Annotated in this window: 24 protein-coding genes; 10 read left to right on the top strand and 14 right to left on the bottom strand. The window is 65.6% G+C overall.

Annotation, left to right across the window (positions count from 1 at the left end):
* Positions 1-2 precede the first annotated feature (2 nt).
* The 9 genes from AC5P57_RS20220 to AC5P57_RS20180 all read right to left on the bottom strand — a co-directional run bounded on the left by AC5P57_RS20220 (position 3) and on the right by AC5P57_RS20180 (position 10,439).
* Complete coding sequence (locus AC5P57_RS20220) at positions 3-1,793, bottom strand: hypothetical protein (protein WP_262235276.1); 1,791 nt, start codon at positions 1,791-1,793, stop codon at positions 3-5.
* 90 nt (positions 1,794-1,883) lie between these two features.
* Positions 1,884-2,261: a DMT family transporter gene (locus tag AC5P57_RS20215; protein WP_099551417.1), complete on the bottom strand. Its 378-nt coding sequence runs from the start codon at positions 2,259-2,261 to the stop codon at positions 1,884-1,886.
* A complete protein-coding gene (locus tag AC5P57_RS20210; protein ID WP_099551416.1) occupies positions 2,258-3,001 on the bottom strand; it encodes a class I SAM-dependent methyltransferase in 744 nt (247 codons plus the stop codon). The genes AC5P57_RS20215 and AC5P57_RS20210 overlap by 4 nt, the downstream gene beginning before the upstream one ends.
* Positions 2,998-3,933 (bottom strand): class I SAM-dependent methyltransferase, encoded by a 936-nt coding sequence (locus AC5P57_RS20205; protein ID WP_262235277.1) that lies wholly within the window; start codon positions 3,931-3,933, stop codon positions 2,998-3,000. Before AC5P57_RS20205 ends, AC5P57_RS20210 begins: the two co-directional genes overlap by 4 nt.
* On the bottom strand, positions 3,930-5,894 hold the full coding sequence (locus AC5P57_RS20200) for an NAD-dependent epimerase/dehydratase family protein (protein ID WP_099551414.1): 1,965 nt from the start codon (positions 5,892-5,894) through the stop codon (positions 3,930-3,932). Before AC5P57_RS20200 ends, AC5P57_RS20205 begins: the two co-directional genes overlap by 4 nt.
* Positions 5,891-6,784, bottom strand: a complete 894-nt coding sequence (locus AC5P57_RS20195) for a transketolase family protein (protein ID WP_099551413.1) — start codon at positions 6,782-6,784, stop codon at positions 5,891-5,893. Before AC5P57_RS20195 ends, AC5P57_RS20200 begins: the two co-directional genes overlap by 4 nt.
* On the bottom strand, positions 6,781-7,659 hold the full coding sequence (locus AC5P57_RS20190; RefSeq protein ID WP_099551412.1) for a thiamine pyrophosphate-binding protein: 879 nt from the start codon (positions 7,657-7,659) through the stop codon (positions 6,781-6,783). The genes AC5P57_RS20195 and AC5P57_RS20190 overlap by 4 nt, the downstream gene beginning before the upstream one ends.
* Positions 7,660-7,671: 12 nt before the next feature.
* The gene (locus AC5P57_RS20185; RefSeq protein WP_262235278.1) at positions 7,672-9,081 is read right to left on the bottom strand and encodes a mannose-1-phosphate guanylyltransferase/mannose-6-phosphate isomerase; all 1,410 of its coding nucleotides are present in this window, start codon (positions 9,079-9,081) and stop codon (positions 7,672-7,674) included.
* A gap of 11 nt (positions 9,082-9,092) precedes the next feature.
* Complete coding sequence (locus AC5P57_RS20180; RefSeq protein ID WP_262235279.1) at positions 9,093-10,439, bottom strand: phosphohexomutase domain-containing protein; 1,347 nt, start codon at positions 10,437-10,439, stop codon at positions 9,093-9,095.
* A 234-nt stretch (positions 10,440-10,673) separates the two neighbouring features.
* Between AC5P57_RS20180 and AC5P57_RS20175 the strand changes: the two genes are divergently transcribed.
* From AC5P57_RS20175 to AC5P57_RS20140, 8 genes are all read left to right on the top strand, one after another.
* Positions 10,674-11,630: a UDP-glucuronic acid decarboxylase family protein gene (locus AC5P57_RS20175; protein ID WP_099527084.1), complete on the top strand. Its 957-nt coding sequence runs from the start codon at positions 10,674-10,676 to the stop codon at positions 11,628-11,630.
* A 10-nt stretch (positions 11,631-11,640) separates the two neighbouring features.
* On the top strand, positions 11,641-12,585 hold the full coding sequence (locus AC5P57_RS20170) for a glycosyltransferase (protein ID WP_495219765.1): 945 nt from the start codon (positions 11,641-11,643) through the stop codon (positions 12,583-12,585).
* Positions 12,563-12,967, top strand: a complete 405-nt coding sequence (locus AC5P57_RS20165; RefSeq protein WP_134528229.1) for a GtrA family protein — start codon at positions 12,563-12,565, stop codon at positions 12,965-12,967. Before AC5P57_RS20170 ends, AC5P57_RS20165 begins: the two co-directional genes overlap by 23 nt.
* Positions 12,964-13,563, top strand: a complete 600-nt coding sequence (locus AC5P57_RS20160; protein WP_099551407.1) for a hypothetical protein — start codon at positions 12,964-12,966, stop codon at positions 13,561-13,563. Before AC5P57_RS20165 ends, AC5P57_RS20160 begins: the two co-directional genes overlap by 4 nt.
* Positions 13,564-13,614: 51 nt before the next feature.
* On the top strand, positions 13,615-14,040 hold the full coding sequence (locus tag AC5P57_RS20155) for a hypothetical protein (protein WP_262235280.1): 426 nt from the start codon (positions 13,615-13,617) through the stop codon (positions 14,038-14,040).
* The gene (locus AC5P57_RS20150; RefSeq protein ID WP_262235281.1) at positions 14,015-15,220 is read left to right on the top strand and encodes a hypothetical protein; all 1,206 of its coding nucleotides are present in this window, start codon (positions 14,015-14,017) and stop codon (positions 15,218-15,220) included. Before AC5P57_RS20155 ends, AC5P57_RS20150 begins: the two co-directional genes overlap by 26 nt.
* A 96-nt stretch (positions 15,221-15,316) precedes the next feature.
* Positions 15,317-16,048, top strand: a complete 732-nt coding sequence (locus AC5P57_RS20145; protein WP_099551404.1) for a CoA transferase subunit A — start codon at positions 15,317-15,319, stop codon at positions 16,046-16,048.
* A 1-nt stretch (position 16,049) separates the two neighbouring features.
* A complete protein-coding gene (locus AC5P57_RS20140; RefSeq protein WP_099551403.1) occupies positions 16,050-16,682 on the top strand; it encodes a CoA transferase subunit B in 633 nt (210 codons plus the stop codon).
* 10 nt (positions 16,683-16,692) lie between these two features.
* Here the strand turns inward: AC5P57_RS20140 and AC5P57_RS20135 are convergent, their stop codons facing one another.
* Positions 16,693-18,753 (bottom strand): glycoside hydrolase family 99-like domain-containing protein, encoded by a 2,061-nt coding sequence (locus AC5P57_RS20135; RefSeq protein WP_142807207.1) that lies wholly within the window; start codon positions 18,751-18,753, stop codon positions 16,693-16,695.
* Between the two features lie 116 nt (positions 18,754-18,869).
* Between AC5P57_RS20135 and AC5P57_RS20130 the strand changes: the two genes are divergently transcribed.
* On the top strand, positions 18,870-19,457 hold the full coding sequence (locus tag AC5P57_RS20130) for an alpha-ketoglutarate-dependent dioxygenase AlkB family protein (RefSeq protein ID WP_262235282.1): 588 nt from the start codon (positions 18,870-18,872) through the stop codon (positions 19,455-19,457).
* Positions 19,458-19,469: 12 nt separating this feature from the next.
* Here the strand turns inward: AC5P57_RS20130 and AC5P57_RS20125 are convergent, their stop codons facing one another.
* From AC5P57_RS20125 to AC5P57_RS20110, 4 genes are read right to left on the bottom strand one after another with little or no spacing between them, the layout of a single operon-like run.
* On the bottom strand, positions 19,470-20,111 hold the full coding sequence (locus tag AC5P57_RS20125; protein WP_262235283.1) for an ABC-type transport auxiliary lipoprotein family protein: 642 nt from the start codon (positions 20,109-20,111) through the stop codon (positions 19,470-19,472).
* Positions 20,108-21,034 (bottom strand): MlaD family protein, encoded by a 927-nt coding sequence (locus tag AC5P57_RS20120; protein WP_033835489.1) that lies wholly within the window; start codon positions 21,032-21,034, stop codon positions 20,108-20,110. The genes AC5P57_RS20125 and AC5P57_RS20120 overlap by 4 nt, the downstream gene beginning before the upstream one ends.
* 3 nt (positions 21,035-21,037) lie before the next feature.
* Positions 21,038-21,865: an ABC transporter ATP-binding protein gene (locus AC5P57_RS20115; RefSeq protein WP_262235284.1), complete on the bottom strand. Its 828-nt coding sequence runs from the start codon at positions 21,863-21,865 to the stop codon at positions 21,038-21,040.
* A gap of 1 nt (position 21,866) precedes the next feature.
* Positions 21,867-22,988: an ABC transporter permease gene (locus AC5P57_RS20110; RefSeq protein WP_049427915.1), complete on the bottom strand. Its 1,122-nt coding sequence runs from the start codon at positions 22,986-22,988 to the stop codon at positions 21,867-21,869.
* 92 nt (positions 22,989-23,080) lie between these two features.
* Here AC5P57_RS20110 and AC5P57_RS20105 point away from each other — a divergent pair, with 92 nt between their 5' ends.
* Positions 23,081-24,340, top strand: coding sequence for a threonine/serine exporter family protein (locus tag AC5P57_RS20105; RefSeq protein ID WP_005408003.1), 1,260 nt, complete (start codon positions 23,081-23,083; stop codon positions 24,338-24,340).
* Positions 24,341-24,459 lie beyond the last annotated feature (119 nt).

The following is a 24,459-nucleotide window of genomic DNA, read 5'->3' as shown; positions in this document are numbered from 1 at the left end:
TCTCAATACACGCAGTGGTGGCCGCCGGGCTTGATCCGCCGGTACAGCGTGCCGCCAAAGATGCCGTAGTGCTTGGCCGGATCAGCTGGAAGAACGCCGATCCGCTCGTACAACGAAGACATCGCGACGGCCTGCTCGAGCTCCGGAGCCCCAGGCCAGTCTGTGCGCGTGGTGGTCAACACCAGGTCGGGAGAGCAGGTCACGAGCTCCTTCGCGAGCCGTACCGGATCCAGATCGAGCTGGATGATCCGCGCGCTGAGGTTGCTCAGTTCACCCGACGGTGGCAGGCGCCCGGACAGCGGATACACGCTGAACATGAAGCCGCTGATGCTGGCAGAGGCGCCAGGCGGTGCGGCATCACGCAGCATGCGTGCGGCCAGCAGGTAGTTGGACTGCTCGACCTGGTCGGCAGGCCAACTGTGCCGGACCAGTTGACGAACCTCGGCCACCGCTTGGCGGCTTTCCTTTACCTGCGCGATCACCGGTGGTCCCAACAGGATTGCTTCGCCGGCGGCAAGCACGCCGATGGTCAGCCAGGTGCGCTTCGGGCCGGCTGGCAGCAAGGCCCGCCATGCCAGTGCGCAGAGCATCGCCATGGCCGGCAGCATCACTGCAAAGTGATAGGGGAAACCGGCCTTCGTGGCAGGTTCGATCAGCGGCAGCAGCGCGCATGCGAACCAGAACAGTGACCGTGACAACAGCTGGCGATCCCTGCGTGTGACCACCACAGCCAGCAGTACAACCGTAGCCATGACTGACAGTGCACATGGGACAGGCACCGCCGCGACGCTGCGGCGGGCTGCCAGCATGAACAGGTCCAGCGTCTGCGGCTGGGCCGAATAGACCGCGCCGGAGCCCCGATAAGCGTCCAGCAGGCTGGTCGGATCTCCACGTAGTGCGACGTCAAGCGCCAGCAGGGGGAGCGCCAATGCTGCGCCGCCGGCACACATGGCCCAGGCCTGGCGGTGGCCGTGACCGATCCAGGCCGCGGCGACTGCGAGCACGGCGAACGGCGCCAGCGTCTCGCGCAGCAGCACGCCCAGCGCGAGCAGCGTTCCCATCAGCAACCATCTGCGGGAGGACGCGGTGTCCATGCGCTGCCACAGCAATATGGCGGCGAACAGCGGTATGAAGGCGGCCTGATAGCTGTTCTTGAAACCATACTGGATGAACTCGGTATGGTTCATGCCGATCAGGAACGGCATGCCCAGCAGCAACGGTCCCCAGCCGCGGCTTCCGGATTCGCGGGCGATCATGGCCAGCAGCAACAGGCCGGCCACGCAGGCGACCAGCAGATCGGCCAGGCGGAGCATCAGCAATGATTCGCCCGGCAGGGCATTGATCCACGACAGCAGGATGGGATAGAGCATCAGCGGCCCATCTTCGGGAAGCTGCCCTGGGCCCCCCAGCAGCAGGTGCGCCTTCATCGCGAAATAGGCCATGTAGCCTTCGTCGGTGGCCGGTGGTGAACGCAGCAGCAGCAGACGCGGCAGGGCGATGGTCAGCGCCACGATCACCAGCCAGGACAGCCCGACAGGGAGGCGGAAGGAGGGACGTGCGTGTTCCATCAGTGCAGGCTCGCGAGGACGACACCGGCGCAGACCAGACTCGCGCCCAACCAGAAGCGCGGGGTCAAACGTTCGTTGAAGAGGGAGGCACACAGCACGGGAACCGTGAGGTAGGCCAGGGCGGCGAACACCACCAGCATCGATAGCGGCAGTGTACGCAGCAGTACGATCACCAGCAGGACAGAAGCCAGCTGCAATCCGACAGCGAACATCAGAAGCAGGCACTTTCCTCCTCGCCTGTGGGTGCGGGCAGCGGCCTTCATTGCCAGCTGTGACAGGGTGCTGGCGCAGACGGAGGTTAGTCCGAGGGAGAGCTCAGCGGGTGTCATGTTTGCCATTGACCCCGTTGATGATGAACAGGCCGATCACGATCAGTGCAACCCCGAGCAGGAAGCCTGGTGGCAGGACTTCGCCGAAAAGGCCAGCGGCGGCCAGTGGCGTAAGCAGGTAGATCAGCGCCGTCCACGGATAGGCGGCTGAAAGAGGCATCGCACGCAGCGTGATGAACCAGCAGACAAACCCCAGCGCAGAAGCAGCAAGACCAGCGTGCAGCCAGGGATTGAGCAGCGTATGCACGGTGATTCCGCTTTCGCCTGAGGAACGCAGGCCGGCGTACTTGAACGCGACCTGGGCGGCGGTCATGAACAGGATCATGGCCGCCAGGGCAGAGCGATTGCGTGCCGCATGGCTCATCGCTGCGCCAGCATCACGTTCTGGCCGCAGGCGATGTCACGGGCGAAAGGCAGGTGCTCGACCAGAGGCTCCAGGACGCGCAGGCCACGCGCGGCTGCGTCGGGGCAGAAGAAGGGTACGAGGTTGATCGTGGAGGTGCTGATCCTGTTGAAACCAGCGGCACGCAGCCAACCGCGGATCGCCCAGGGGGTGAACGAGCGCTCTTCATGCTCGATGTGATAGCGGGAGAAGCGTTCCAGCAGCTTCAGCACCGGATTGAGCCCGTTCGGCTCCACCACCACGATGCTTCCCTTGAAGCCCGCCAGGCCGGCGATGGCACCGGCGGGATCGGGGAGGTGATGCAGTACGCCCCGCAGCACGATGCAGTCGAAGCGTCCTTCCTCGAGCACTGCACCGATGTCATAGATGTTGCCGACGGCAAATTCGACCCGGGAGGCAAGTCCATGCGTGGCCGCGCGCGCCTGGGCAGCCTCGATCGCGACGGCAGCGGGATCGACTCCCAGTGCATGGGCTGCACCCATGCCCGGGAACTCCAGCGTATAGGAGCCATCGCCACATCCCAGGTCGAGTACACGCTTGCCCTGGAACGGGAAAGCGGCAGCAACCGCGCTGCTGATGCGCGCGTTGGCCAGGTTGGAGGACAGGCGATCGGTGGTATAGCGGTAGGAGCCGGTCGCACGGACGTCGTCATCGAACTGGGCGACGTTTTTCTTCACCCGCGGGTGTTGGGAGGATTTCATGCAGGAGTACTCGCAGGTTTGGTGCCGACAGCCATGATGTTGCCGACTCTGAGCGGAATCATCATCCCGGCCAGGCCGATACGCTCAAGGCACCTGAGCAGAAGTGACTTCACGCCACCGGGTAGCGGCGTCAGGCGGACCCAGTAACGCAGCGGATAGGCATTGCGGATCGAGTCCACGCGCACCAGCTGGAAGCCGTTGGATTCAAGCAGCGCGGCAACCGAGCGGTCGCTGAACAACTGCAGATGCTCGACATCGATGATGGGAGAACGCAGCCCCAGTAGACGGTTCAGCGGCGCGCGCCAGTTGTGGACGACCACCGCCAGTTTGCCGCCCGGTTGCAGGAGGGTGTGCGCCGAGCGAACCAAGTCCCCCGGTTCGGCGACATGCTCCAGGGTCATGAACGAACACACCAGCGAAATGGACTGGTCGGCCAGAAGGTCCGGATCGAACATGGCTTCGACCAGCATGGGCCTTACAGCTGCCGGTGCGGCATCAATTGCTGCACGTGACGGCTCGACGCCGATGACAGGAGAGAAGCCAGCGTGCTGGAGATAGGGCAGCAGCGGGCCGCTGCCGGCACCTACGTCAACCGCGCCGCGCCGGTGCGAAAGCTGTTGCAGGTGCGGCGCCAGGGCGCGCGCGTAACTGGCCGCCGCGGCTGCAGCTTCCGGAGTGGAATCGTAGGCGGCATCCGCATAGGCCTGCGACAGGAAGTCATGGCTGGGCGGGCGCGGAGCGAATACCAGGTCGCAGCGCAGGCAGCGCACCAGCCACAGGCACATGAACTCCGGATCCTTGCGCGATGCGTATGTGAAATCGTTGACCCGCGCCGGATCCAGTTTTTCGTCGGCGAAGGGAACCGCGTCGCGGGCGCCGCAGCCGGGGCACGGGCGGTCCCGTACGTGGTCGAAATCAATGGGTGTGCTCATGATTCATTTCCGGGGGTCAGCACCCTGACTTCACCATGGACGATCAGGTTGCGGCGGATGAAGGCCGGACGTGCCTTGGTTTCCTCGAAGATCTTGCCGATGTACTCGCCGAGCAGGCCGATGCCAAGGATGCTGGCCGAGCCGAAGAACATCACCAGCAATGCCACGAATGTCACCCCGCGCGGAGCCAGCTCCGGGTGCAGTACGCGTACGCCGATACTGAACACGGCAAGCAGTATGGTGAGCACGCAGGCGATGCCGCCGAACGCAGTCAGCAGGTGCAACGGAATGCGCGAGAACGAGAAGATGCCCTTCTTGGCCCAGCCGATATTACGGATCCAGTTGTTGGTGCTGGTGCCGAACATCCGGTCAGGGCGTACGTAGTCAACACCGACCTGGCGGAATCCGACGAAGGCGCGTAGGCCACGCAGGAATGCGTCACGCTCTTTGCACTGCAGCATCCAGTACACCACCGAACGGTCCAGCAGCGAGAAATCGCCGGCATCCTTCGGAATGGGGACCTCGCTCATCGCTGCGAACACGCGGTAGAACGCGCGGTAACAGGCTTCGAGCATCACCGGCATATCACGCTTCACGCGCCTGCCGTAGACAACTTCCGCACCGGCACGCCATTCGCGGACAAAGTCCTCGATCAGCTCCGGTGGGTCCTGCAGGTCGCCATCCAGCAGGACACATGATTCCTTGCTGGCATACTCCATGCCGCTGCGGAATGCAGCCTGCGAGCCGAAGTTGCGCGAATGGGTAATGCCGATGACATGGGGGTCCTCGGCACTGATGCGCCGGATGACGTCAGCCGAATCGTCCGGCGAGCAGTCATTGACGAAGATGATCTCGTAGTCGACGGCCAGGCGCTGGAAAACCTCGGTCAGTCGCTGGTGCATCACCGGAATGGCCTGGGCATCCCGGTAGCAGGCGATCACCGCCGATACCGAATTGCGTTCGGCCTGCCGGGGGGCCTTCTTGGTCAGTTCGCCAAAAATGCTGTGGCCCAGTTGATCACGCCACCAGTCCACGCTGCGGCGCAACCCATCTTCGAGGGTGATCCGGGCCTGCCAGCCGAGTATGCGGGCTGCCTTTGACGGGTTGGCATACCAATCGCTGAGATCCCAGGCTCGCCCTGCCGAAGTGCTGAACTCCGGCGTTGCGGCCAGGCCGAACTGGGAGACTGCCTGGGCGGCCAGCGCGTCCAGCCGAGTCGGGTTTCCAGTGCCGATGTTGAAGGACTCGCCGGCGATTGCTGGCGACATCCGGGCCGCCGCCGTCACGAAGGCGGCGACGACGTCGTCGACGTGGATGAAGTCGCGCGATACGTCGGGGCGGGCAAACATCGGCAGCTCGCCACGGGCGATGTGTGCGCACAGGTTGGGTATCAGACGCGAACTGTCTTCATAGGGGCCATAGACCGAATACAGACGCAGGTTGACGATCGGTTGGTGAAGGACCTTGCCGTAGTAACTGACGGCCTGGCTGCAGGCGGCCTTGCTCACCGCATAGTGGCTGTTGGGCAGCAGGGGCGCGTCCTCGGCCGGACCGGATGCATTGAGTCCGTATTCCGAGGACGAGCCGGCGCGGATATAGGCGGCCAGTGGCAGGGACCTGGCTTGTTCCAGCAGACTGATGAAGCTGCTGTAGTTGGTAGCATGGATGCGCTGTGCATCATCCTCGAAGGCGTAGGCGCCGAACGAAGAGCAGTCGAAGATGGTTCGTGGCGCGACCTTGCGCAGCACCGTGGCGACCGAGGCTGGATCGTTGAGGTTGAGGAAAGCCAGGTTGGCTGCTGGTATGCCCTGCAGGCGCCAGGAGTCACCGGAAAACACGGTGCCCACCACGTCGCTGCGCTGCGCAAGGCAGCTGCGCAGCAGATTGGCACCGATGAATCCGCTGGCACCGATCACCAGGACCGGTCCTTCCAGCGCGGCGATCATTCTTTCCAGACTCATGCGGTCTGCTCCCTCACCATCGCGTGCAGCGATTCAGCATCCAGGCCACACTCGTGGCGATGGAACTGCTGTGAACCGAATCGGCCGGATGGATAGCGCAGGGCATGGCGATGGATGAACGGGCCGACGGCATGGCCGCCGGTCAGCACGGCAGCAGCCAGCGACATGCCGAGACCTCCCTCGCGCACGTGCTCTTCGACGACATACAGTGGCCCGCCGCGCAGCTGGGCGATCATCGCATCCGGCAGCTGCCGTACGTCTGGTTCGGCCACCGCCCATACCGCTGGCCGGGCGGCCATCGGCAGCTCCGCCAATGCCGACCAGGCAACCCCGGCCATCGGCCCAAGTGCAGCCATTACCCCGCGCTCGCCGGGCAGCAGCTGGCGCCATGGGGCGTAGGCAGGTACCGGGTGTCCCGAAGGACGGGCGTCATAGCCCAGCCGCAGGTAGGTAGGGCGGTGCAGGTCTTGCAGCAGGGCTGGTAGATCCTCGTCGAAAACGGGCACCTTGACGTCCATGCCCAGCGCCATCATCGCCGCGCAGTCCTCCAGTGCATGATGGGTCGGCCCCATGTGCCCATAGGCGAACCCACCGCCGTTGCCCACGAGGCAGACAGGCAGACCGGGCAGGCATACATCGTTGCGGATCTGCTCGAACGGCCGCGCGTAGCAGAAGGGGGCGATGCTGTAGGCGAAAACCGTGTTGCCTTCGCGGGCAAGACCGGCGGCAACACCGATCATGTTCTGCTCGGCAACGCCAGCATTGATGAAACGGTTGCCGAACACGGCCTGGACCTCTTCCAGTGCCATGAACCCGAGGTCACCGGTGAGGAAGAAATGCTGTGGGGTTGCGCAGTGGGCAATGACTGCGGCGGCAAAGGCCTTTCTCATCGTGCTGCATCGCTCCCGAATGCAATTGCCTGTTCGTACTCGGCTTCCGCCAACGGCAGGTAATGGGATTCCAGCAGGCCGGCATAATGGGTGCCAAGGCCCTTCACCGTATCCAGCACCAGCACAGTGGGGGCACCGGCGGCCGGTTGGTGGAGGATCTGTGCCAGGGCATCGGGATCATGGCCGTTGGCGCGCTGCACCTGGGCACCGAACGCCTGCAGACGGGGGCCCAGGTCCGGGCAGGAAACGACATCCTGCGTGCTGCCGAACCCCTGAAGGCCGTTCTGGTCAATCAGCAGGGTCAGGTTGTCCAGGCGATGGTGAACGGCGAACGACAGTGCTTCCCAGCAGCTGCCTTCCTGCCATTCCCCGTCCGAGCACAGGCAGTACACCCGCCGCGACGACCCCTGGTGGCGTGCAGCCAGGGCCAGGCCGGCCGCAAGCGAGGGGCCGTGGCCAAGCGAGCCCGTGGAGAACATCAGGCCGGGAATGCCACTACCGCTGGGGTGGCCAGGCAGCAGGCTGTCATCCTGGCTGAACGTGTCCAGATCCGCGTCGCTCAGTCGACCCAGGCTCCAAAGTGTGACGTACAGCGCGCCTGCGGAATGGCCCTTGGAAAGGACAAACCGATCATCTTCCTGCATCACGCCGTGATGCAGCGCGATCAGCGCATCCAGACAGGAAAGGTTGCCACCCACATGACCGGACCGGGTCTGGAAGTGCATCTTCAGCAGGCGTGCGCGAGCCTGGGCCGCAAGGGCAGGTAGCCTGTTCACTGTAGTCCCACATTGCTTCAATTGGGCAAGTATAGGGGCGGCAGCCCACACAGCGACCCTGTTGATCGTTCGTCGTGGCGGACCGGACGGGGCCGCCATGGAATTTCCAACTCAGTTCCCGGTGCGCCCGTACGTATCCTCGAACCGCACGATGTCATCCTCGCCCAGATAACTGCCTGACTGCACTTCGATCAGTTCCAGCGGCAGCTTGCCGGGATTGCGCAGGCGATGGGTCACGCCCAGCGGGATGTAGGTGCTCTGGTTCTCGCTGAGCAGGATCACCTCGTTGCCGCGGGTCACTTCAGCCGTACCGCTGACCACGATCCAGTGCTCGGCGCGGTGGTGATGCATCTGCAGGCTGAGCGTGCCGCCGGGCTTGACCGTGATCCGCTTGACCTGGAAGCGCTCGCCGTTGTCGATCGAGTCGTAGGCACCCCACGGGCGATACACCTTGCGGTGCCAGGTCGCCTCGCTGCGGCCTTCGGCCTTCAGCTTGGCCACCACGGTCTTGACCTCCTGCATGCGGTCAGCCTTGCCGACCAGCACCGCATCGTCGGTCTCGACCACGATCACATCATCCAGCCCGACCAGTGCGACCAGGCGCTGGGCATAGGCATAGGTGTTGCGGCAATCGATGGCGATCACATCACCCTGGTGGGCATTGCCGTCGCCGTCCTGCTGCGAGACATCGCGCAGTGCGGTCCACGAGCCGACATCGTTCCAGCCGGCATCGAGCGGGATCACCACTGCATCGGCGGTCTTTTCCATCACCGCGTAGTCGATCGAGTCCGAGGGCACGGCGGTGAAGGCGTCCTTGTCCAGGCGGGTGAAGTCGGCATCGCGGCGAGCCTGCTGCCAGGCCTGGCGGCTGCTGGCCAGCATTTCCGGCTGGAAACGTTCCAGCTCCTGCAGGTAGCGCGACGCCTTGAACAGGAACATGCCGCTGTTCCAGTAGTACTGGCCGCTGGCGACATAGCCCGAGGCCGTCTCCAGATCGGGTTTCTCGACGAAGCGCTCGACGGCGCGCAGGCCCTGCCCATCGGCCGCCTTGATGTAGCCGTATCCGGTTTCCGGGCCGGTCGGCACGATGCCGAAGGTCACCAGCTTGCCGGCCTCGGCGGCACCGGCAGCGGCCTGTACCGCACTGCGGAACGCCGCCTCGTCGGTGATTACATGGTCGGAGGGCAGCACCAGCAGCAGCGCGTCGGCACCGTCACGGGTGGCTTCCAACGCGGCTACGGCAATCGCCGGTGCAGTGTTGCGGCCCACCGGTTCCAGGATGATCGCGGCCGGCTCGGCCCCGACCTGCTGCAACTGCTCGGCAGCGACGAAACGGTGCTCTTCGTTGGCGATCACCAGCGGGCCACGCGCCGCAAGCGGGGCGACGCGCTGCCAGGTGGCCTGCAGCATCGTCAGCTCGCCGGCCAGCGGCAGGAACTGCTTCGGATACGCCTCGCGCGACAGCGGCCACAGGCGGGTTCCGGAGCCGCCGGAAAGGATGACGGGCTGGATGCTGCTCATGCGGGCCTCGGTTACGACTGGATCAGGCGGGAGATGTCGTCGGTGCGCGCCTGCATCAGTGCAGCGTCACCACGCGATTCGACGTTCAGGCGCAGCAGCGGTTCGGTGTTGGAGCTGCGCAGGTTGAAGCGCCAGTTGCCGAAATCCGCGCTGATGCCATCGGTATGGTCCAGTGCCGGCGACTGTGCCGCGAAATGCTCCATCACCCGCGCCACTGCGGCCTTGGCATCGTCCACCTTGAAGTTGATCTCGCCGCTGCACGGATAGGCGGCCATCCGGTCTTCCACCCAGTCGGCCAGCGAACGGCCACTTTCGGAGACCAGCTGGGCGATCAGCAGCCACGGAATCATCCCGGAGTCGGCGTAGGCGAATTCGCGGAAGTAGTGATGGGCGCTCATCTCGCCGCCATACACGGCATCCTCGGCCCGCATCTTTTCCTTGATGAACGCATGCCCGCTCTTGCACTGCACCGCAACACCGCCGGCCTGCTCGACCATGTCCACCGTGTTCCAGACCAGGCGCGGGTCGTGCACGATCTTGCCGCCCGGATTGCGCGCCAGGATCGCCTTGGCCAGAAGGCCGACCAGGTAGTAGCCCTCGATGAAGCGGCCGGAATGATCGAAGAAGAAGCAGCGGTCGAAGTCGCCGTCCCATGCAATGCCGAAGTCGGCGCCATGCTCGCGCACCGCATCGGCCGTGGCGGCACGGTTCTCCGGCAGCAGCGGGTTGGGAATGCCGTTGGGGAAGCTGCCGTCCGGCGCGTGGCAGATGCGGATGAACTCGAACGGCAGGTGCGGTGCCAGCAGGTCGACGATGGCGCCTGCGCCGCCGTTGCCGGCATTGACCACCAGCTTCAGCGGCTTCAGCTTGCCGGCATCGACATAGCTCAGCAGGTGCTGGATGTAGGCGCTCTTGTCATGCTGGGCGACCTGGCCGGCACGCGGCGGCTGGGCCTTGGCGGTGTCGGCGGCGACCGCATCGGAGATCGCGAACAGGCCGGTGTCGGAACTGATCGGCCGTGCGTTCTCCTTGACCAGCTTCATGCCGTTGTAATCCATCGGGTTGTGGCTGGCGGTGACCATCACGCCGCCGGCCGCACCCAGGTGGTCGGTCTGGAAATAGACCTCCTCGGTGCCGCACAGGCCGATGTCGATCACTTCCCGGCCGGTGCCGCGCAGGCCTGCCGCCAGCGCGTCCTGCAGCGCCGGGCTGGTCAGGCGCACGTCATGGCCCAGCACCACCGGGCCCGGTGCGAGCTGGGCGGCCAGTGCCACACCGATGCGGCGGGCCAGGTCTTCGTTCAGTTCCTCGGGCACGCGGCCACGGATGTCATAGGCCTTGAAGGCGGGCAGGGGCATCGAACCAGTCCATCCGGATAGAGAAACCCGATTATAGCGGGAGGGTCTGCAAACGGCCGGTGAGCCAGGGGCGCCCGGCCAGTAGCGTTGGCATGGGAGTGGGGCCGGCCGATTCCCCGTCGATGGGCCATGGCCAGCAGGCAGTTCGCATACAATTGCGCGCTGACGACCGAGGACATGGCCCGAGTGGCCATCGCCGATTGGCCTGCTGTTCCAGAAGGATCGAGGTTTGCTTTGAAATTCACTCACGATCAGAAACGCGTGCTGGTGACCGGTGGCGCGGGCTTCCTCGGGTCGCATCTGTGCGATCGGCTCATCGCGGGCGGCCATGACGTCCTCTGCGTGGACAACTTCTACACCGGCAGCAAGGCGAACGTGGATGGGCTGCTGGGCCACCCACGGTTCGAGCTCATGCGCCATGACGTGACGTTCCCGCTCTATGTGGAAGTGGACCGGATCTTCAACCTGGCCTGCCCGGCGTCACCGATCCACTACCAGCAGGACCCGGTGCAGACCACCAAGACCAGCGTGCATGGCGCAATCAACATGCTCGGCCTGGCCAAGCGCCTGCGCGCGCGTATCCTGCAGGCCAGCACCAGCGAGGTGTATGGCGATCCGGAAATCCACCCGCAGGTGGAAGGCTACTGGGGCCGGGTCAACCCGATCGGCATCCGCAGCTGCTATGACGAGGGCAAGCGTTGCGCCGAAACGCTGTTCTTCGACTACTGGCGCCAGCACCAGCTGGAAATCAAGGTCATGCGCATCTTCAACACGTATGGCCCGCGCATGCATCCCAATGACGGCCGGGTGGTCAGCAACTTCATCGTGCAGGCGCTGAAGGGCGAGCCGATCACCATTTATGGCGATGGCAGCCAGACGCGCAGCTTCTGCTATGTCGATGACCTGATCGAAGGCATGTTGCGGCTGATGGACTCGCCGGCTGATCTCACCGGTCCGATCAATATCGGCAATCCGTCCGAGTACACCATGTTGGAACTGGCCGAGACCGTGCTCCGCCTGGTCGGCGGCGCGTCGAAGATCGAGTACCGCCCGCTGCCCTCGGATGATCCACGCCAACGCCAGCCGGATATCAGCCTGGCCAAAGCGGATCTGGGCTGGGAGCCCAAGGTCGGCCTGGAGGACGGCCTGAAGGAGACCATCGCCTATTTCCGCCATCGCTTGCAGGCCTGAGGTGGCGACGATGCGCAAGATCGTGGTGATGCCGGTCTACGAGGACCTGGAAGCCTCCTCGAAGCTGTTCGTCGAGCTCGCCCGCACCCAGGGTCCGGACACCTATGTGATGGCCGTGGACGACGGCTCGGTGCGGCAGCCATTGCCGATCAGCGCCATTGAGGCTTCGGGGCTGGAGGGCGTGGTGATCCGCCTGCGTCGCAATGTCGGGCATCAGCGTGCGATCGCCATCGGTCTGGGCTATGTGGCCGAGCACTTCGATGGCAATGACATTGTCGTGGTGATGGATTCCGATGGCGAGGATACGCCGGAGAGCATCACCGAGCTGGTGGCGGGCCTGGATTCGGCCGATGTCGACGTGGTGGTGGCCAGCCGTCGCAGCCGGGTCGAATCGCTGAAGTTCAAGTCGTTCTACATCGTCTACAAGCTGCTGTTCTCGCTGCTCAGCGGGCGCCAGATCAGCTTCGGCAACTTCATGGCGGCGAAGATGCCGGCGGTGCGCCGGTTGGCATCGATGCAGGAGCTGTGGATCCACGTTGCCGCCTGCGTGCTGGGCTCGAAGCTGCGCGTGCAGACCTGTGCGCTGGATCGTGGTCCGCGCTATGCCGGCCGCAGCAAGATGAACTTCGTCGGCCTGGCCCTGCACGGATTCCGTGCACTGATGGTGTTTGCCGAGGATGTGCTGGTACGCGTGGGCATCGCCTGCACCCTGGTGGCGGCACTGTCGATCATCGGCGGCATCGTCGCCACCGGGCTGAAGATGCTGGGCTTTGCATCACAGGGCTGGTTCTCGCTGGCATTCGGCATTCTGGTGCTGGTGTTCCTGCAGACTGCGGCACTGACGCTGATCATCCTGATGTTGTCGGGGATGATGCGCGGCGGTGGCGTCATGAGCGTGGGCAGCTATCGCGAATTCGTCGACGAGGTCCTGCATGCCGGCCGCCGCAGTGGCTAAGGATGCGCTGGGCGGACAGGCAGTCCGCTACGTGATCAATGGCCTGGTCGCCACCGCAGTGCACTATGGAGTGCTGCACTTCAACATCGAGGTGTTGCACGTCCCGCTGGCCGCGATGGCCAACGCGATTGCAGCGGTCTTTGGCATCACCGTGTCGTTCCTCGGCAGCCGCTACTTCGTTTTCCATGGCAGGCAGGGCAGCCTGGCACGGCAGGGTTCGCTGTTCCTGCTGATCTACGCCGCGATCGCCGTCCTGCATGCGCTGGTGATGTACGTCTGGGCCGATCGATGGGGCCTGGACTACCGCGCAGGGTTCGTGCTGGCGACCGGAATGCAGATGGCCGTCAGCTTCGTCGCCAACAAGTTCCTGGTGTTCAAATGAACAAGTATCTGCGTGCCGCGCTGGCAACCCTTGCATTCATTGCCGCCCTGCTGCTGGTCTACTACGTCCACATGCGCCAGTTCCGCGTGAACGTGGTGCTGTATGCCAGCATCCTCGACGCGGTGATCGCAGCGGTGGTGGTGTTTGCTGGCCTGTACATGTTGAAGTGGTTCAGGGATTTCAGCCGCCTCGAGCTGATCCAGCTGGCCGCCATCTGGTTGCTGGGAGGCTATGTGTTCGCGATCTCGGTCCCGACCGTCATCGACCGCTCGCTGTCCTTCTACATCCTGGAGAAGCTGCAACAGCGTGGTGGTGGGATACGCGAAGACGCGTTCCGCCAGGTGTTCACTGAAGAGTACGTCCGCGAGCATCACCTGGTGGAAGTGCGCCTGACCGAGCAGCTGCAGTCCGGAACCGTGCAGATCCATGATGGTTGTGTGCGGTTGACCGCGCGCGGCGAGCGCCTCGCATCGTTCGGCCGCTTCTACCGGCAGAACCTGCTGCCGACCCACCGCCTGCTGATGGGGCAGTACACCGATGCGCTCACTGATCCTTTCCGCGACAGCCGGATGCCGTCCGACTACCGTTGCCAGTAGCCCGGGTGCTGCTGGCGCATTGGTTTTTCCGTTGGTTCCCTGAAACGTTTCATGGATGACATGACCTCCACCTCTTCCCCCCTGCGCACTACGCGCCGGGACCTGGCGATTGCCGGGATCCTGGTGCTGCTGTTGGCCGCTTCCCTCGTATCGGTCGCCAAGCGATCGGACTATCAGACGTCGCTGCTGCGCCAGGCCTTCGCTGAGGACGCGGGATTCGACGCATCCGTACCACGTGAGGTGGTGGATGCACGCGATCTGGTACGCGCGCAGCCGATCGCGCCTTCGCTGCTTTCGCTCGGGCAGGGGCTGAAGGACGATCCCTTGATCCAGCAACGCATGTGGGAGGCGCTGTATCCGGTCCGGTTCAGCGATACCGATACCCCGCAGCGCCTGCTTAGGGCCGGTGATCCGCTGGTTGACCAGTGCCACGTCCAGGGGAGGAGCGGAGATGTCGTTCTTGCTGACTGCCGCTGAACCAGGGCGCCGTGCGGCGCTGGCCATGCTGGTCTCCATTCTTTTCTGCTACGGCCTGGCCGCCGTGGGCCTGATGGGCTGGCCGGTACAGGTGGCATTCGGCGCGGTCGTGCTCAGCGCGCTGCTCGCCCTGCCAGCCGTGCGTGACCTGCGTACCGCACCTCTGGTCCTGGCCGTTCTGGTGCTGGTGTTGATCGCACTGGGAAGCCCCAGCGATGGCTGGGACCCGCGTTCAATCTGGCTCTTCCATGCCAAGCGGATCTACCTGGAGGGCACGTTGTACGCCCAGCTGGATGATTACGCGCCGTGGAGCCACAACGACTATCCCGCGCTGGTTCCGTTGTTGATGGCCTGTGCAGCAGGTTTGGCCGGGCACTGGAACGAACTGCTGCCCAAGGCGGTGGCACCGCTGCTGCTGCTGCCGGCGCTGCTGCTGATCGTCCCGAGTTTCCGATGGCGCTGGTGCGGAGTGCTGTTCGCAGTGCTGCTGCTGCGCCTGGGGCGCGACATGCTGATCAACGGCTACATGGATCCGCTGGTGGCGGTCTACGCCGTCGCTGCCGTGGCGACAGCGATGCGTCACCGCATGTCCGGGGAGCATGGTGGTGGTCGTGAGCTGGTCGCATTCACCTTGCTGGTGGCCGTGCTGTCGATGTTGAAGAACGAGGGCGCCGTGCTTGCGGCTCTGTTGACGGCCGTGGTGCTGGGCGAAGGCGTGCTGCGTGAGCGCCGTCTGGGCTGGCGCATCCTCCTGGCCGCGGTTGTGGCCCTGCTGCCATTGCTGGCATGGAAGCTGGCCGTCGGGCAGGCAGGGGTGGGCAATGACCTGGCGGGAAGTGACATGAAGGCGCAGCTGTTGGCGCGGCTTGGCAGCGAGGGCGGTACCCTGCCGATCGTCGGTCGCCTGCTGCTGGATGTGTGGGTGCTGGTGCCGTTGCTGGTGCTGGCGGTGCTCTGGCGCCCGGTGCTGCGGGTTCCGGCGGCATCGGCCGCCGCGCTGGTGGCGCTGGCGTACGCAGCGGTGCTGTTCCTGGTCTACCTCGGAACACCGCATGACCTGGACTGGCACCTGCGCACCAGTGTCGACCGTGTCCGCATGCCGGTAACACTGTTGCTCGGGTTTGCGGTGCTGCTGGCGCTGGAACATCGCGTCGCGGCGAAGATGCAGCGCACCCGCTGAGTCGGAACGCGCCGTGGCGCCATGCTGCGGCGCATCCCAGCGGTAGGCAGGTGTAGCGCTAGAATGCGCTCATTCTTCCCGTGTGGGGCTGTAGAAATGGAACACGTGACTTCCACCGGCAAGCGCAACAAGCGCTTCGCCAGCGCGGCGGAGGCCCTTCAGGGCGTCATCGCCGATGGCCAGACCCTGGCTGTCGGAGGCTTCGGCCTGTGCGGCATTCCCGAGGCGCTGATCGCCGCGCTGCGCGACAGCGGGGCAAAGGGCCTGACCGTGATCTCCAACAACGCGGGGGTCGATGGCTTCGGCCTGGGCCAGCTGCTGGAGACGCGGCAGATCAGGAAGATGATTTCGTCCTACGTGGGCGAGAACAAGGAGTTCGAGCGGCAGTTCCTGGCCGGCGAACTGGAACTCGAATTCAATCCGCAGGGCACCCTGGCCGAGCGCCTGCGCGCCGGTGGCGCAGGCATCCCGGCATTCTTCACCGCCACCGGCTACGGCACGGTGGTGGCCGAAGGCAAGGAAACCCGCGAGTTCGACGGCAAGCACTACGTGATGGAAACCGCACTGCGCGCCGACGTGGCGCTGGTCAAGGCGTGGAAGGCCGACGAAGCCGGCAACCTGGTGTTCCGCAAGACCGCGCGCAACTTCAACCCGGCCTGCGCGATGGCCGGCAAGGTCTGCATCGTGGAGGTGGAGGAGGTGGTGCCGGTCGGCGACATCGATCCGGACCAGGTGCACCTGCCGGGCATCTACGTGCACCGCATCGTGCACAACGCGAACCCTGAAAAACGCATCGAACAGCGCACCATCCGTGCGGAGGGCAACTGACATGGCGTGGACCCGTGACGAGATGGCAGCGCGCGCTGCTCTGGAACTGACTGACGGCGCCTACGTGAACCTGGGCATCGGCCTGCCGACCCTGGTCGCCAACCACATCCCCGAGGGCGTGGACGTGTGGCTGCAGTCGGAAAATGGCCTGCTTGGCATCGGCCCGTTCCCGACCGAAGCCGAAGTCGACGCGGACCTGATCAATGCCGGCAAGCAGACCGTCACCGCGCGTGCCGGTGCCAGCTATTTCGGCAGCCATGACAGCTTCGCGATGATCCGAGGCGGCCACGTCAACCTGGCCATCCTCGGCGCCATGCAGGTCACCGACAAGGGCGACCTGGCCAACTGGATGGTGCCCGGCAAGATGGTCAAGGGCATGGGCGGCGCGATGGACCTGGTGGCCGGCGTGCAGCGCGTGGTGGTGCTGATGGAACACACCGCGAAGAACGGCGAGCACAAGATCCTGGCCGAATGCACGCTGCCGCTGACCGGCGTCGGCGTGGTCGACCGCATCATCACCGACCTGGCCGTGTTCGACGTCACCGATGCCGGTCTGGTCCTGGTGGAAGCGGCGCCGGGTGTGGGCGACGAGGAGCTGAAGGAGAAGACCGGCGTGGCGTTTGCGCGCAGCTGAGGCCGCGGCCTCAGCGTCCTCGGGCGTAAGCATATTCCGAGGAGGAAGCACGCGGGGGAGCGCCTTCCACCTCGGAGGTGTCGGCCACGGTGAACCCGGCAGCGGACACGACGGCTCCGGTCGCACGTTCGATGGCATGCGCAAGCGTGCCATCGATCTGCCCGGCTTCGGTGTCGAACATGCTCGGCAGTAGATGGGCATCGAGCAGGGGGCGCAGCGCCGGGAGGCGTACCCAGAACATGCTGCCGGACGCGAACTGTCCATCGCCGGGTGCGCTGTCCAGGCCCAGCAATGCCCAGAGCCGCTCCATGCGCAGTGCATTGCCGCCGATGTAGTCGGCCACGTTCAGCAGGTGGCCTGCTGGAGCCATCAGGCCGATACGTGGATCGGCCTGCAGATGTGCCAGGTTCGCAGCAGCCTGGGCAGTGCCCAGCAGCGCTTGGACCATCTCGCGCCGCCACTGATCGCCGTTGTCGCGATGGCTGGAGCGCTTGGTATGCAGCTTCAGCACCAGTGATTCGTTCTGCTGCAGCAACCGGTCGGCTGCGTGCAGGAACGGCAGGATGTCACGGCCGTGGTTGTCGTAGACCCAGATTTCAGCGGTCAGGCCCTGCGCGTCGATGATCGACTGCACCTGCGCCTGGCGCTCCCCTGTGGTGGTGATGACCAGGCGTGCCTGTAGCCCGCTGTCCTTCACCGCCTGCAACAGCTCCGGCAGCGCATCCAGGTACCACGCGTGGATGACGATGCAGGGACGCGACGGAGCGGCCTGCGAGGGGACCAACGCGCGCCGGGTGGCCTGCAGCCAGGCATGGCCGAGACGGGCATCCGGTTCAAGAACCGCGCTTTCCGCCCATTCGTTCCAGGCATTGATGAACACCAGACGCCGAGCGGGCGCTACATCACGCAGGCGCTGGTGCACCGTGTCGTGCAACCAGTCGCTGTAGCCACGCGGCGAAGCATGCAGCAGCACGCGGCCGCGTCCCGGGCGGCGTGCTTCGTTGTCCCAGCCCGGGTTGACGCCTGGATACAACGGATAGTCCGCCAGTGGTGCACGGCGCATCTGTGCCGCCAGTTCACGCCAGTCGCGCACGTCGCCTTCGTACTCGGGATTGAGCAGGAACTGCGTGGTGTTCAGCTGGCGCGGGGCGGCAATGTTCGGTGGGAATTCCACCGCGGCATCGAAGCCGATATCGCGCGGATCCGGGCGTTCGAAACTCTGCACGTAGGCCAGATGAATCTCGCCGATGCCGTTGTCGCGGCACCAGCCACGCCAGCGCGCCGCCGTGGCCTTGGGATCGGGCAGCAACTGCGGCCGGTACAGCAACAGCACCGGTCGTCCCTCGACCTTCAATGCACGGGGGTCGCGCAGGTAATCGGCAACGTGGGCGATGAACGCCAGGTCATCCCCGGCACTGTGCTGTTGGCCGATCAGTACATCCTGGTTGCGCCCATCCCAGCGTCGGGTCCAGTTCTCGTTGGCCCAGCACAGGCAGAACGGCAGTTCAATCGTGCTGTCGGCCAGCCACTGGCGCAGGGGCTGCTCCATCAGCGTGTGGCCACTGAACCAGTAGAAATAGAAGCAGAATGCGCCGATGCCATGGTCGGCCGCCAACCGCGCCTGCGCGCGCAGCGTCTCGCCAACACGAAGGTCGTAGAAGCCCAGATCACCGGGCAGGCGCGGCTGCACATGTCCCTCGAACTGCGGCAGGGCACGGCTGACGTTGCGCCATTCGGTGAAGCCCTTGCCCCACCAGGCATCGTTCTCTTCGAACGGATGGAACTGCGGCAGGTAGAAGGCCACCAATGTCGCCGGCAGTGCTGCCGGCAGGGGCGCCTCTTCCGCAGCGGCGTAGCCGATCGCACGTTCATCGGCGCGCTGCAGTGGACGGATGCCGTCGGCAGTGGCGCCGATGCGACCACGCGGCGGAGGCGGACTCCAGCTGCCAATACGGTCCAGGCCCCGGTTGCGCAGCCGATCACGCAGCGACGCCGGCATCGGCAGGGCGCGGAACAGTGTGCGCAGGACCGAGAAGGTGAGCTGCCGGACTCCGGACGCCGCACCGCTCATCGATGAAGCCTGGCAAGGGAAAGAGTGCGCATTGTTCGGGGCCAGCAGCGGGACTGTCCTCATTTTCCGGCAATCGCCGCTGCAACAGCAAATCCACCAGGTGCTACTGTGCCGCCATGCTGTTCCCCCACGACCTTCCCGATGCCGACGTCCAGCACCGCCAGGCCTGGCTGTGTCCCGCCGAGGCCGATGCCTTGCAGCGCGATCTGCAGGCCGGCGTGCCGTGGGAGGTGCATCGCATCCGCATGTTCGGCAACTGGGTGGATTCGCCACGGTTGAGCTGCTGGATTGGCGACCCGCAGGCGCGTTATCGCTACTCGGGGGCGGAATTCGTGCCGCAGCCGTGGCCGCGGTCACTGCTGGGCATGCGCGAGCGCCTGCAGGACGATGGCCTCGGCCGCTTCAACAGCGTGCTGCTGAACCGCTATCGCGGCGGCGGCGACTACATGGGCTGGCACAGTGACGACGAGCCCGAACTGGGGCCGGCCCCGGTGATCGCCTCGTTGAGCCTGGGCGCGCCGCGGCGTTTCCTGCTGCGCCGGCGCGATGATCCGGCGCGCAAGGCGGAGTATCTGCTTGGCCATGGCGACCTGTTGGTGATGGCCGGGCAGACCCAGCGTTATTACCAGCACGCACTGCCGAAGATGGCGCGCGTGCAGGGCGAGCGGATCAACCTGACGTTCCGCTGGATCACGCCGCGTTGATACGGACGGGGGTCAGCGCTTGGCCGCCGTGGTGTCGTTCTGCCCGCTGACCAGCGTCCAGCCCACCATGTCCTGCGCCAGCTGCTGCAGGCCGCGCTCGAACGCGGCGGTCACGGCCGGCACATCGGTGCTGCCGACCGGCTGTGCCTGGCGGAAGGTGCGGTCGGCCACCACGCGCTGGTCGGCGACGTGGATCAGCTTGGCGTTGACCTCGATCACCACCGTCGGCGTCGCCTGGCCCCGGTAGTCCGATTCGAAGCGGCGTACGTCGGTGGACAGCTTGTAGTCGGCGCGGATGCCGGCGGTACTGCGGGCCACGCCGCGGATGCGGCCGGAGTCCTCGAAGCCACGCAGCAGGGTGTCCTCGATCATGTCGGTGGCCGGCTGTGCCCAGCTGGCGCCCTTGTAGATCTCCAGCTGCGACGGGGTCGGCCGCACGTTGATGCGCGGGCTGTCGACCATGCGTGCGGCGCTGGGCTTGGCCAGTACCAGCTGCCAGCTTGCCTGCGGCCACGCCGGATCGGCCTTCACCTGCACGGCGGGCGAGTACAGCGTCACTGCGGTTTTCTCGCTGCTGCCAAGGATGGAGCAGCCGCCCAGCAGGGTGACCAGCGAAGCGGCCAGCAGCAGGCGCGGAAGGGGCATCGGGCTCATTTGGGTTCGAACTCCTTCGGTGCGTCGCGGCCCAGCAGATAGCGCGCGGGGTTGTTCTCGAGGCGGTCGCTGACCCGGCGCAGGTCGCGGATCAGGCCGCGCAGTTCGGTCAGCGTCGGGCCGAGCTGGCCGAGGCCATCGTTGGCGAAGCTGTTGATCGCGGCGCGGTTCTCGCCAAGGATCGAATCTGCATTGCCGGCGGCCGAGTCAAGCTTGGCCAGGGTGCCGTCCAGCTTGTCGATGATGCCCGGCAGCTGCTGCACCAGGTTCTTGTCCAGGCGCTCGATGGTGCCGTTGGTGGTCTTCAGCGTGGTGTCCAGGCTGCGTGCGGCATCGCGCGCGCTGAGCAGCAGCGCCTGGGTGCCCTGGTCGCGGTCGGCCAGGCCGCCGCTGATGGTCTCCAGGTTGGCCAGCGTGGCGTTGATCGAGGCCACGTTGCGGTCGCTGAGGATCTGGTCCATGCGCTCGACGATGCGGTTGGCGACGTCGGTGATGTTCTGCAGCGCCGATGGCGTGGTCGGGATGATCGGGGCCGGATCCTTGTTGACCGTGGTCAGCGCCGGCGACTGCGGCGTGCCGCCGCTGAGCTGGATGATCGATGGCCCGGTCAGGCTGGTGATCGCCAGCTTGGCACGGGTATCGGTCTTGACCGGGGTGGTCGAGTTCAGGCGGATGCGCGCGACCACCTGGCGCGGGTCGTCCGGCACCAGGTTCAGTTCGATGATCGAACCGACCGCGATGCCGTTGTACTGCACCGGGCTGCCCACCGACAGGCCGGTCACCGCCTCGCGGAACACCACGCGGTATTCCTGCCAGGTGCGGTCGGAGGAGTACTTGGCCGCCCACAGGCCGAAGGCCAGCAGGGCCAGGCCGGTGATCAGGGTGAACGCGCCGATCAGCACGTAGTTGGCTTTGGTTTCCATGGCTCAGGCACTCTCGATCTGTTCGCCGCGCGCGGCACGCGCACGCGGTCCGTGGAAGTATTCCTGGATCCACGGATGGTCCAGTTTCTCGATCTCCGGCAGCGGCGCATTGGCCACCACCTTGCGGTCGGCAATCACCGCCACCCGGTCGCAGATCGCGTACAGCGTGTCCAGGTCGTGGGTGATCAGGAACACGGTCAGCCCCAGCGCTTCCTGCAGGGTCTTGATCAGGCGGTCAAATGCCGCCGCACCAATCGGGTCGAGGCCGGCAGTGGGTTCATCCAGGAACAGCAGGGGTGGGTCCAGCGCCAGCGCCCGGGCCAGGCCCGCACGCTTGCGCATGCCGCCGGACAGCTGCGAGGGCAGCTTGTTGATCGCATCGGCGGGCAGGCCGGCCAGCTTCACTTTCAGCAGCGCCAGTTCGTAGTGCCAGCGCTCGGGCAGTTCGCGGTGGTGTTCCTTCAGCGGCACCTGTACGTTCTCGCCCACGGTCAGCGACGAGAACAGGGCGCCGTCCTGGAACAGCACGCCGGTATTGCGCTCGATGTGCAGGCGGCTCTCGGCATCGTCGGCACGCGCATCGCGGCCGAGCACTTCGATCTGGCCGGCATCGGGCGTGCGCAGGCCGAGGATCGAACGCATCAGCACCGACTTGCCGGTGCCCGAGCCACCGACCACGCCCAGGATCTCGCCGCGGCGCACGTCCAGGTCCAGGTCTTCATGCACGGTCTGGCTGCCGAAGCGGTTGACCAGCCCGCGCACGCGGATGGCCAGCTCGTGTCCTTCGCCGTCCTGCATGGGGATTTCTTCGGGAGTCGTATGCGTGCTCATGTCACCAGTCCATGTGCATGAACCACAACGCCGCGAAGGCGTCGATGATGATCACCAGCGAGATGGTCTGCACCACGCTGGAGGTGGTGCGTTCACCGACCGACTGCGCCGTGCCCTCCACCTTCAGGCCTTCCAGGCAGCCGATCAGGCCGATCACCAGTGCGAACACCGGCGCCTTCGACAGGCCGACCAGCATGTGCCGCACTTCCATGGTCTCGTGCATGCGCGCGATGTACATCTGCGGCGGGATGTCGAGGTCGAACGCGCCGACAGTGATACCGCCGGCCAGGCCAGCGACCATCGCGATGAAGGTCAGCAGGGGCAGGGTGACCAGCAGCGCCATCAAGCGTGGCAGCACCAGCAGGTCGATCGGGTCCAGGCCCAGCGTGCGCATCGCATCGATTTCCTCACGCGCCTTCATGGCGCCGATCTGCGCGGTGAAGGCACTGGCGGTGCGGCCGGCCAGCACGATCGCGGTCAGCAGCACGGCGAACTCGCGCAGGAAGGCGATGTTGACCAGCTCGACCACGTAGATCTCGGCGCCGAAGTCGCGCAGGATGGTCGAACCGAGGAAGGCGATCACCGCACCGACCAGATACGACAGCAGCGCCACCAGTGGTACTGCGTCCAGCCCGACCTGCTCCATCTGGTGCACGGTCGCGGTCAGGCGGAAGCGACGGGGTTCCTTGACCAGCCGGGCCGCCTTGACCAGGTTTTCGCCGAGGAAACTGCACAGCGCCTTGATGTTGTGGCCAGTGGCATGGACGCTGACACCGAGCCGTTCCAGCGCGGCCAGCACGCCGAAATCGCGCTTGGGTCGGGGCCGGTCGTCGGCCACTTCCTCGATGGTGCACACCAGCGCCTGGTGATCCGGGCGGAACTGCAGTGCGTCCTCGCCAAGGTCGGCGCGATGGGCCACGCGCAGTACCTGCAGCACGCCGGCCGAATCCATCTTCTCGATGCCGGTGGCATCGATGCCGGTCAGCGTGTCGGGAACGCCGCGCAGGACTTCGGCCGCGGCCAGCGCGGTCTTCAAGGTCCAGGTGCCGGACAGGCGGATCAGGCCCGGGTCATGGGCATCCTGTTCGAGCTGGGGGGCGTGGTTCGGGGTCACTTGGGCCATTCGGGTCGCAGCATAACCGTTCTGTATCGGGCTTCGCGTCGAACTCGGATGAATTTCTCCGGTAAGGCCCAGCCTAGGTAATACTACGGCGCATGTCCGCAGACGCTCACACGATCCCCACGCCCCAGGCCACCTACGCGCAGCGCGTGGCCTTCGTTTCCGAGATCGCCGGACGCCTGCACAGCTATGGCACAACGGCCCAGCGCCTGGAAACGGCGGTGGTGGCACTGGCCCGCCAGCTCGATCTGGATTGTGAACCGTGGTCGAATCCCACCGGTATCATCCTCAGCTTCAGCGACCCGGCGCAGGCGATCGGCTCCAGCGACATCACCCGCGTGATCCGCCTGGCACCCGGTGAGAATGACCTGCACAAGCTCAGTGTCGCCGACCACATCGCCGAGGAAGTGGCCAACGGGCGGATGAGCATTGCCCAGGGCCACACCGCGCTGCGCCAGCTGGACAAGGATCCGGGCCGGCGCGGCAAGCTGCGCACCATTCTTTCGTTCACCCTCGGCGCGGCCGGCGTGGCCGGCATGTGGAAGCTGCCGTGGCTGGACATCGCGACCGCCGGAGTCATCGGCCTGATGATCGGCCTGCTCGGCATGGTCACCGACCGTCGCCCGGCCACCCGCGAAGCGGCCGAGGCGCTGGCGGCGCTGCTGGCTGGCATGGTCGCAACCCTGGTCGCGTCCTTTGTCGGCGCACTCAACCTCAACACGGTGATCATCGCCTCGCTGGTGGTGCTGCTGCCCGGCATGTCGCTGACCAATGCGGTCAATGAACTGGCCAGTCAGCACTGGGTATCGGGGACCGCGCGCTTCGCCGGTGCGCTGACCACCATCATGAAGCTCAGCGTCGGCGCGATGATCGCGGTGACCCTGGCCGATGTGCTCGGCCTTGATCCGGTGATTCGTGCCACGCGGCCGCAGGGGCCGTGGGTGGAGTGGGGTTCACTGCTGACCGCGGCGTTTGCCTTCGCGATGCTGTTCAAGGCCAACCGCCGCGATTATCCGTGGGTGATCGCGGCCTCGGTGGCTGGTTATGCGATCTCCAAGTTCGGTGGCCACGCCTGGGGGGCGCCGGCCGGCATTTTCCTGTCGGCGATGCTGCTGACCGCCGGTGGCAATCTGTTTGGCCGCCTCGTTGGCCGCCCGGGTGCGATCATCCGCCTGCCCGGCATCATCATGATGGTGCCCGGCAGCACCAGCCTGCGCGGCGTACTGACCCTGGTCCAGCAGCAGGACGTGGGTGCCGGCCAGAGCGTGTTCCTCACCGTACTCAACGTGGTGATGGCGCTGGTGGCCGGCCTGCTGTTCGGCAACCTGCTGATGCCGGCCCGCAAGACGTTGTGATCGAAGGACGGTAGCGCCGGGCCGTGCCCGGCGGATCGGGAAACCAACCGCTGCGCTCGCCGGGCATGGCCCGGCGCTATCCAAGGAAAACGCCGGCTTTCGCCGGCGTTTTTCATTCC

Source organism: Stenotrophomonas sp. YJH_SMC_79, assembly GCF_059367995.1.
The sequence above is the reverse complement of the archived record's forward strand: the minus strand, read 5'-3'. Positions and strand labels throughout refer to the sequence as shown.

What these genes read in the sequence shown, in the direction of transcription:
- AC5P57_RS20215 (WP_099551417.1), bottom strand. Translation starts at nt 2,261, where the DNA reads ATGAGCCATGCGGCACGCAATCGCTCTGCCCTGGCGGCCATGATCCTG.
- AC5P57_RS20210 (WP_099551416.1), bottom strand. Translation starts at nt 3,001, where the DNA reads ATGAAATCCTCCCAACACCCGCGGGTGAAGAAAAACGTCGCCCAGTTC.
- AC5P57_RS20205 (WP_262235277.1), bottom strand. Translation starts at nt 3,933, where the DNA reads ATGAGCACACCCATTGATTTCGACCACGTACGGGACCGCCCGTGCCCC.
- AC5P57_RS20200 (WP_099551414.1), bottom strand. Translation starts at nt 5,894, where the DNA reads ATGAGTCTGGAAAGAATGATCGCCGCGCTGGAAGGACCGGTCCTGGTG.
- AC5P57_RS20195 (WP_099551413.1), bottom strand. Translation starts at nt 6,784, where the DNA reads ATGAGAAAGGCCTTTGCCGCCGCAGTCATTGCCCACTGCGCAACCCCA.
- AC5P57_RS20190 (WP_099551412.1), bottom strand. Translation starts at nt 7,659, where the DNA reads ATGGCGGCCCCGTCCGGTCCGCCACGACGAACGATCAACAGGGTCGCT.
- AC5P57_RS20185 (WP_262235278.1), bottom strand. Translation starts at nt 9,081, where the DNA reads ATGAGCAGCATCCAGCCCGTCATCCTTTCCGGCGGCTCCGGAACCCGC.
- AC5P57_RS20180 (WP_262235279.1), bottom strand. Translation starts at nt 10,439, where the DNA reads ATGCCCCTGCCCGCCTTCAAGGCCTATGACATCCGTGGCCGCGTGCCC.
- AC5P57_RS20170 (WP_495219765.1), top strand. Translation starts at nt 11,641, where the DNA reads ATGCGCAAGATCGTGGTGATGCCGGTCTACGAGGACCTGGAAGCCTCC.
- AC5P57_RS20165 (WP_134528229.1), top strand. Translation starts at nt 12,563, where the DNA reads ATGCCGGCCGCCGCAGTGGCTAAGGATGCGCTGGGCGGACAGGCAGTC.
- AC5P57_RS20160 (WP_099551407.1), top strand. Translation starts at nt 12,964, where the DNA reads ATGAACAAGTATCTGCGTGCCGCGCTGGCAACCCTTGCATTCATTGCC.
- AC5P57_RS20155 (WP_262235280.1), top strand. Translation starts at nt 13,615, where the DNA reads ATGGATGACATGACCTCCACCTCTTCCCCCCTGCGCACTACGCGCCGG.
- AC5P57_RS20150 (WP_262235281.1), top strand. Translation starts at nt 14,015, where the DNA reads ATGTCGTTCTTGCTGACTGCCGCTGAACCAGGGCGCCGTGCGGCGCTG.
- AC5P57_RS20145 (WP_099551404.1), top strand. Translation starts at nt 15,317, where the DNA reads ATGGAACACGTGACTTCCACCGGCAAGCGCAACAAGCGCTTCGCCAGC.
- AC5P57_RS20140 (WP_099551403.1), top strand. Translation starts at nt 16,050, where the DNA reads ATGGCGTGGACCCGTGACGAGATGGCAGCGCGCGCTGCTCTGGAACTG.
- AC5P57_RS20135 (WP_142807207.1), bottom strand. Translation starts at nt 18,753, where the DNA reads ATGAGCGGTGCGGCGTCCGGAGTCCGGCAGCTCACCTTCTCGGTCCTG.
- AC5P57_RS20130 (WP_262235282.1), top strand. Translation starts at nt 18,870, where the DNA reads ATGCTGTTCCCCCACGACCTTCCCGATGCCGACGTCCAGCACCGCCAG.
- AC5P57_RS20125 (WP_262235283.1), bottom strand. Translation starts at nt 20,111, where the DNA reads ATGAGCCCGATGCCCCTTCCGCGCCTGCTGCTGGCCGCTTCGCTGGTC.
- AC5P57_RS20120 (WP_033835489.1), bottom strand. Translation starts at nt 21,034, where the DNA reads ATGGAAACCAAAGCCAACTACGTGCTGATCGGCGCGTTCACCCTGATC.
- AC5P57_RS20115 (WP_262235284.1), bottom strand. Translation starts at nt 21,865, where the DNA reads ATGAGCACGCATACGACTCCCGAAGAAATCCCCATGCAGGACGGCGAA.
- AC5P57_RS20110 (WP_049427915.1), bottom strand. Translation starts at nt 22,988, where the DNA reads ATGGCCCAAGTGACCCCGAACCACGCCCCCCAGCTCGAACAGGATGCC.
- AC5P57_RS20105 (WP_005408003.1), top strand. Translation starts at nt 23,081, where the DNA reads ATGTCCGCAGACGCTCACACGATCCCCACGCCCCAGGCCACCTACGCG.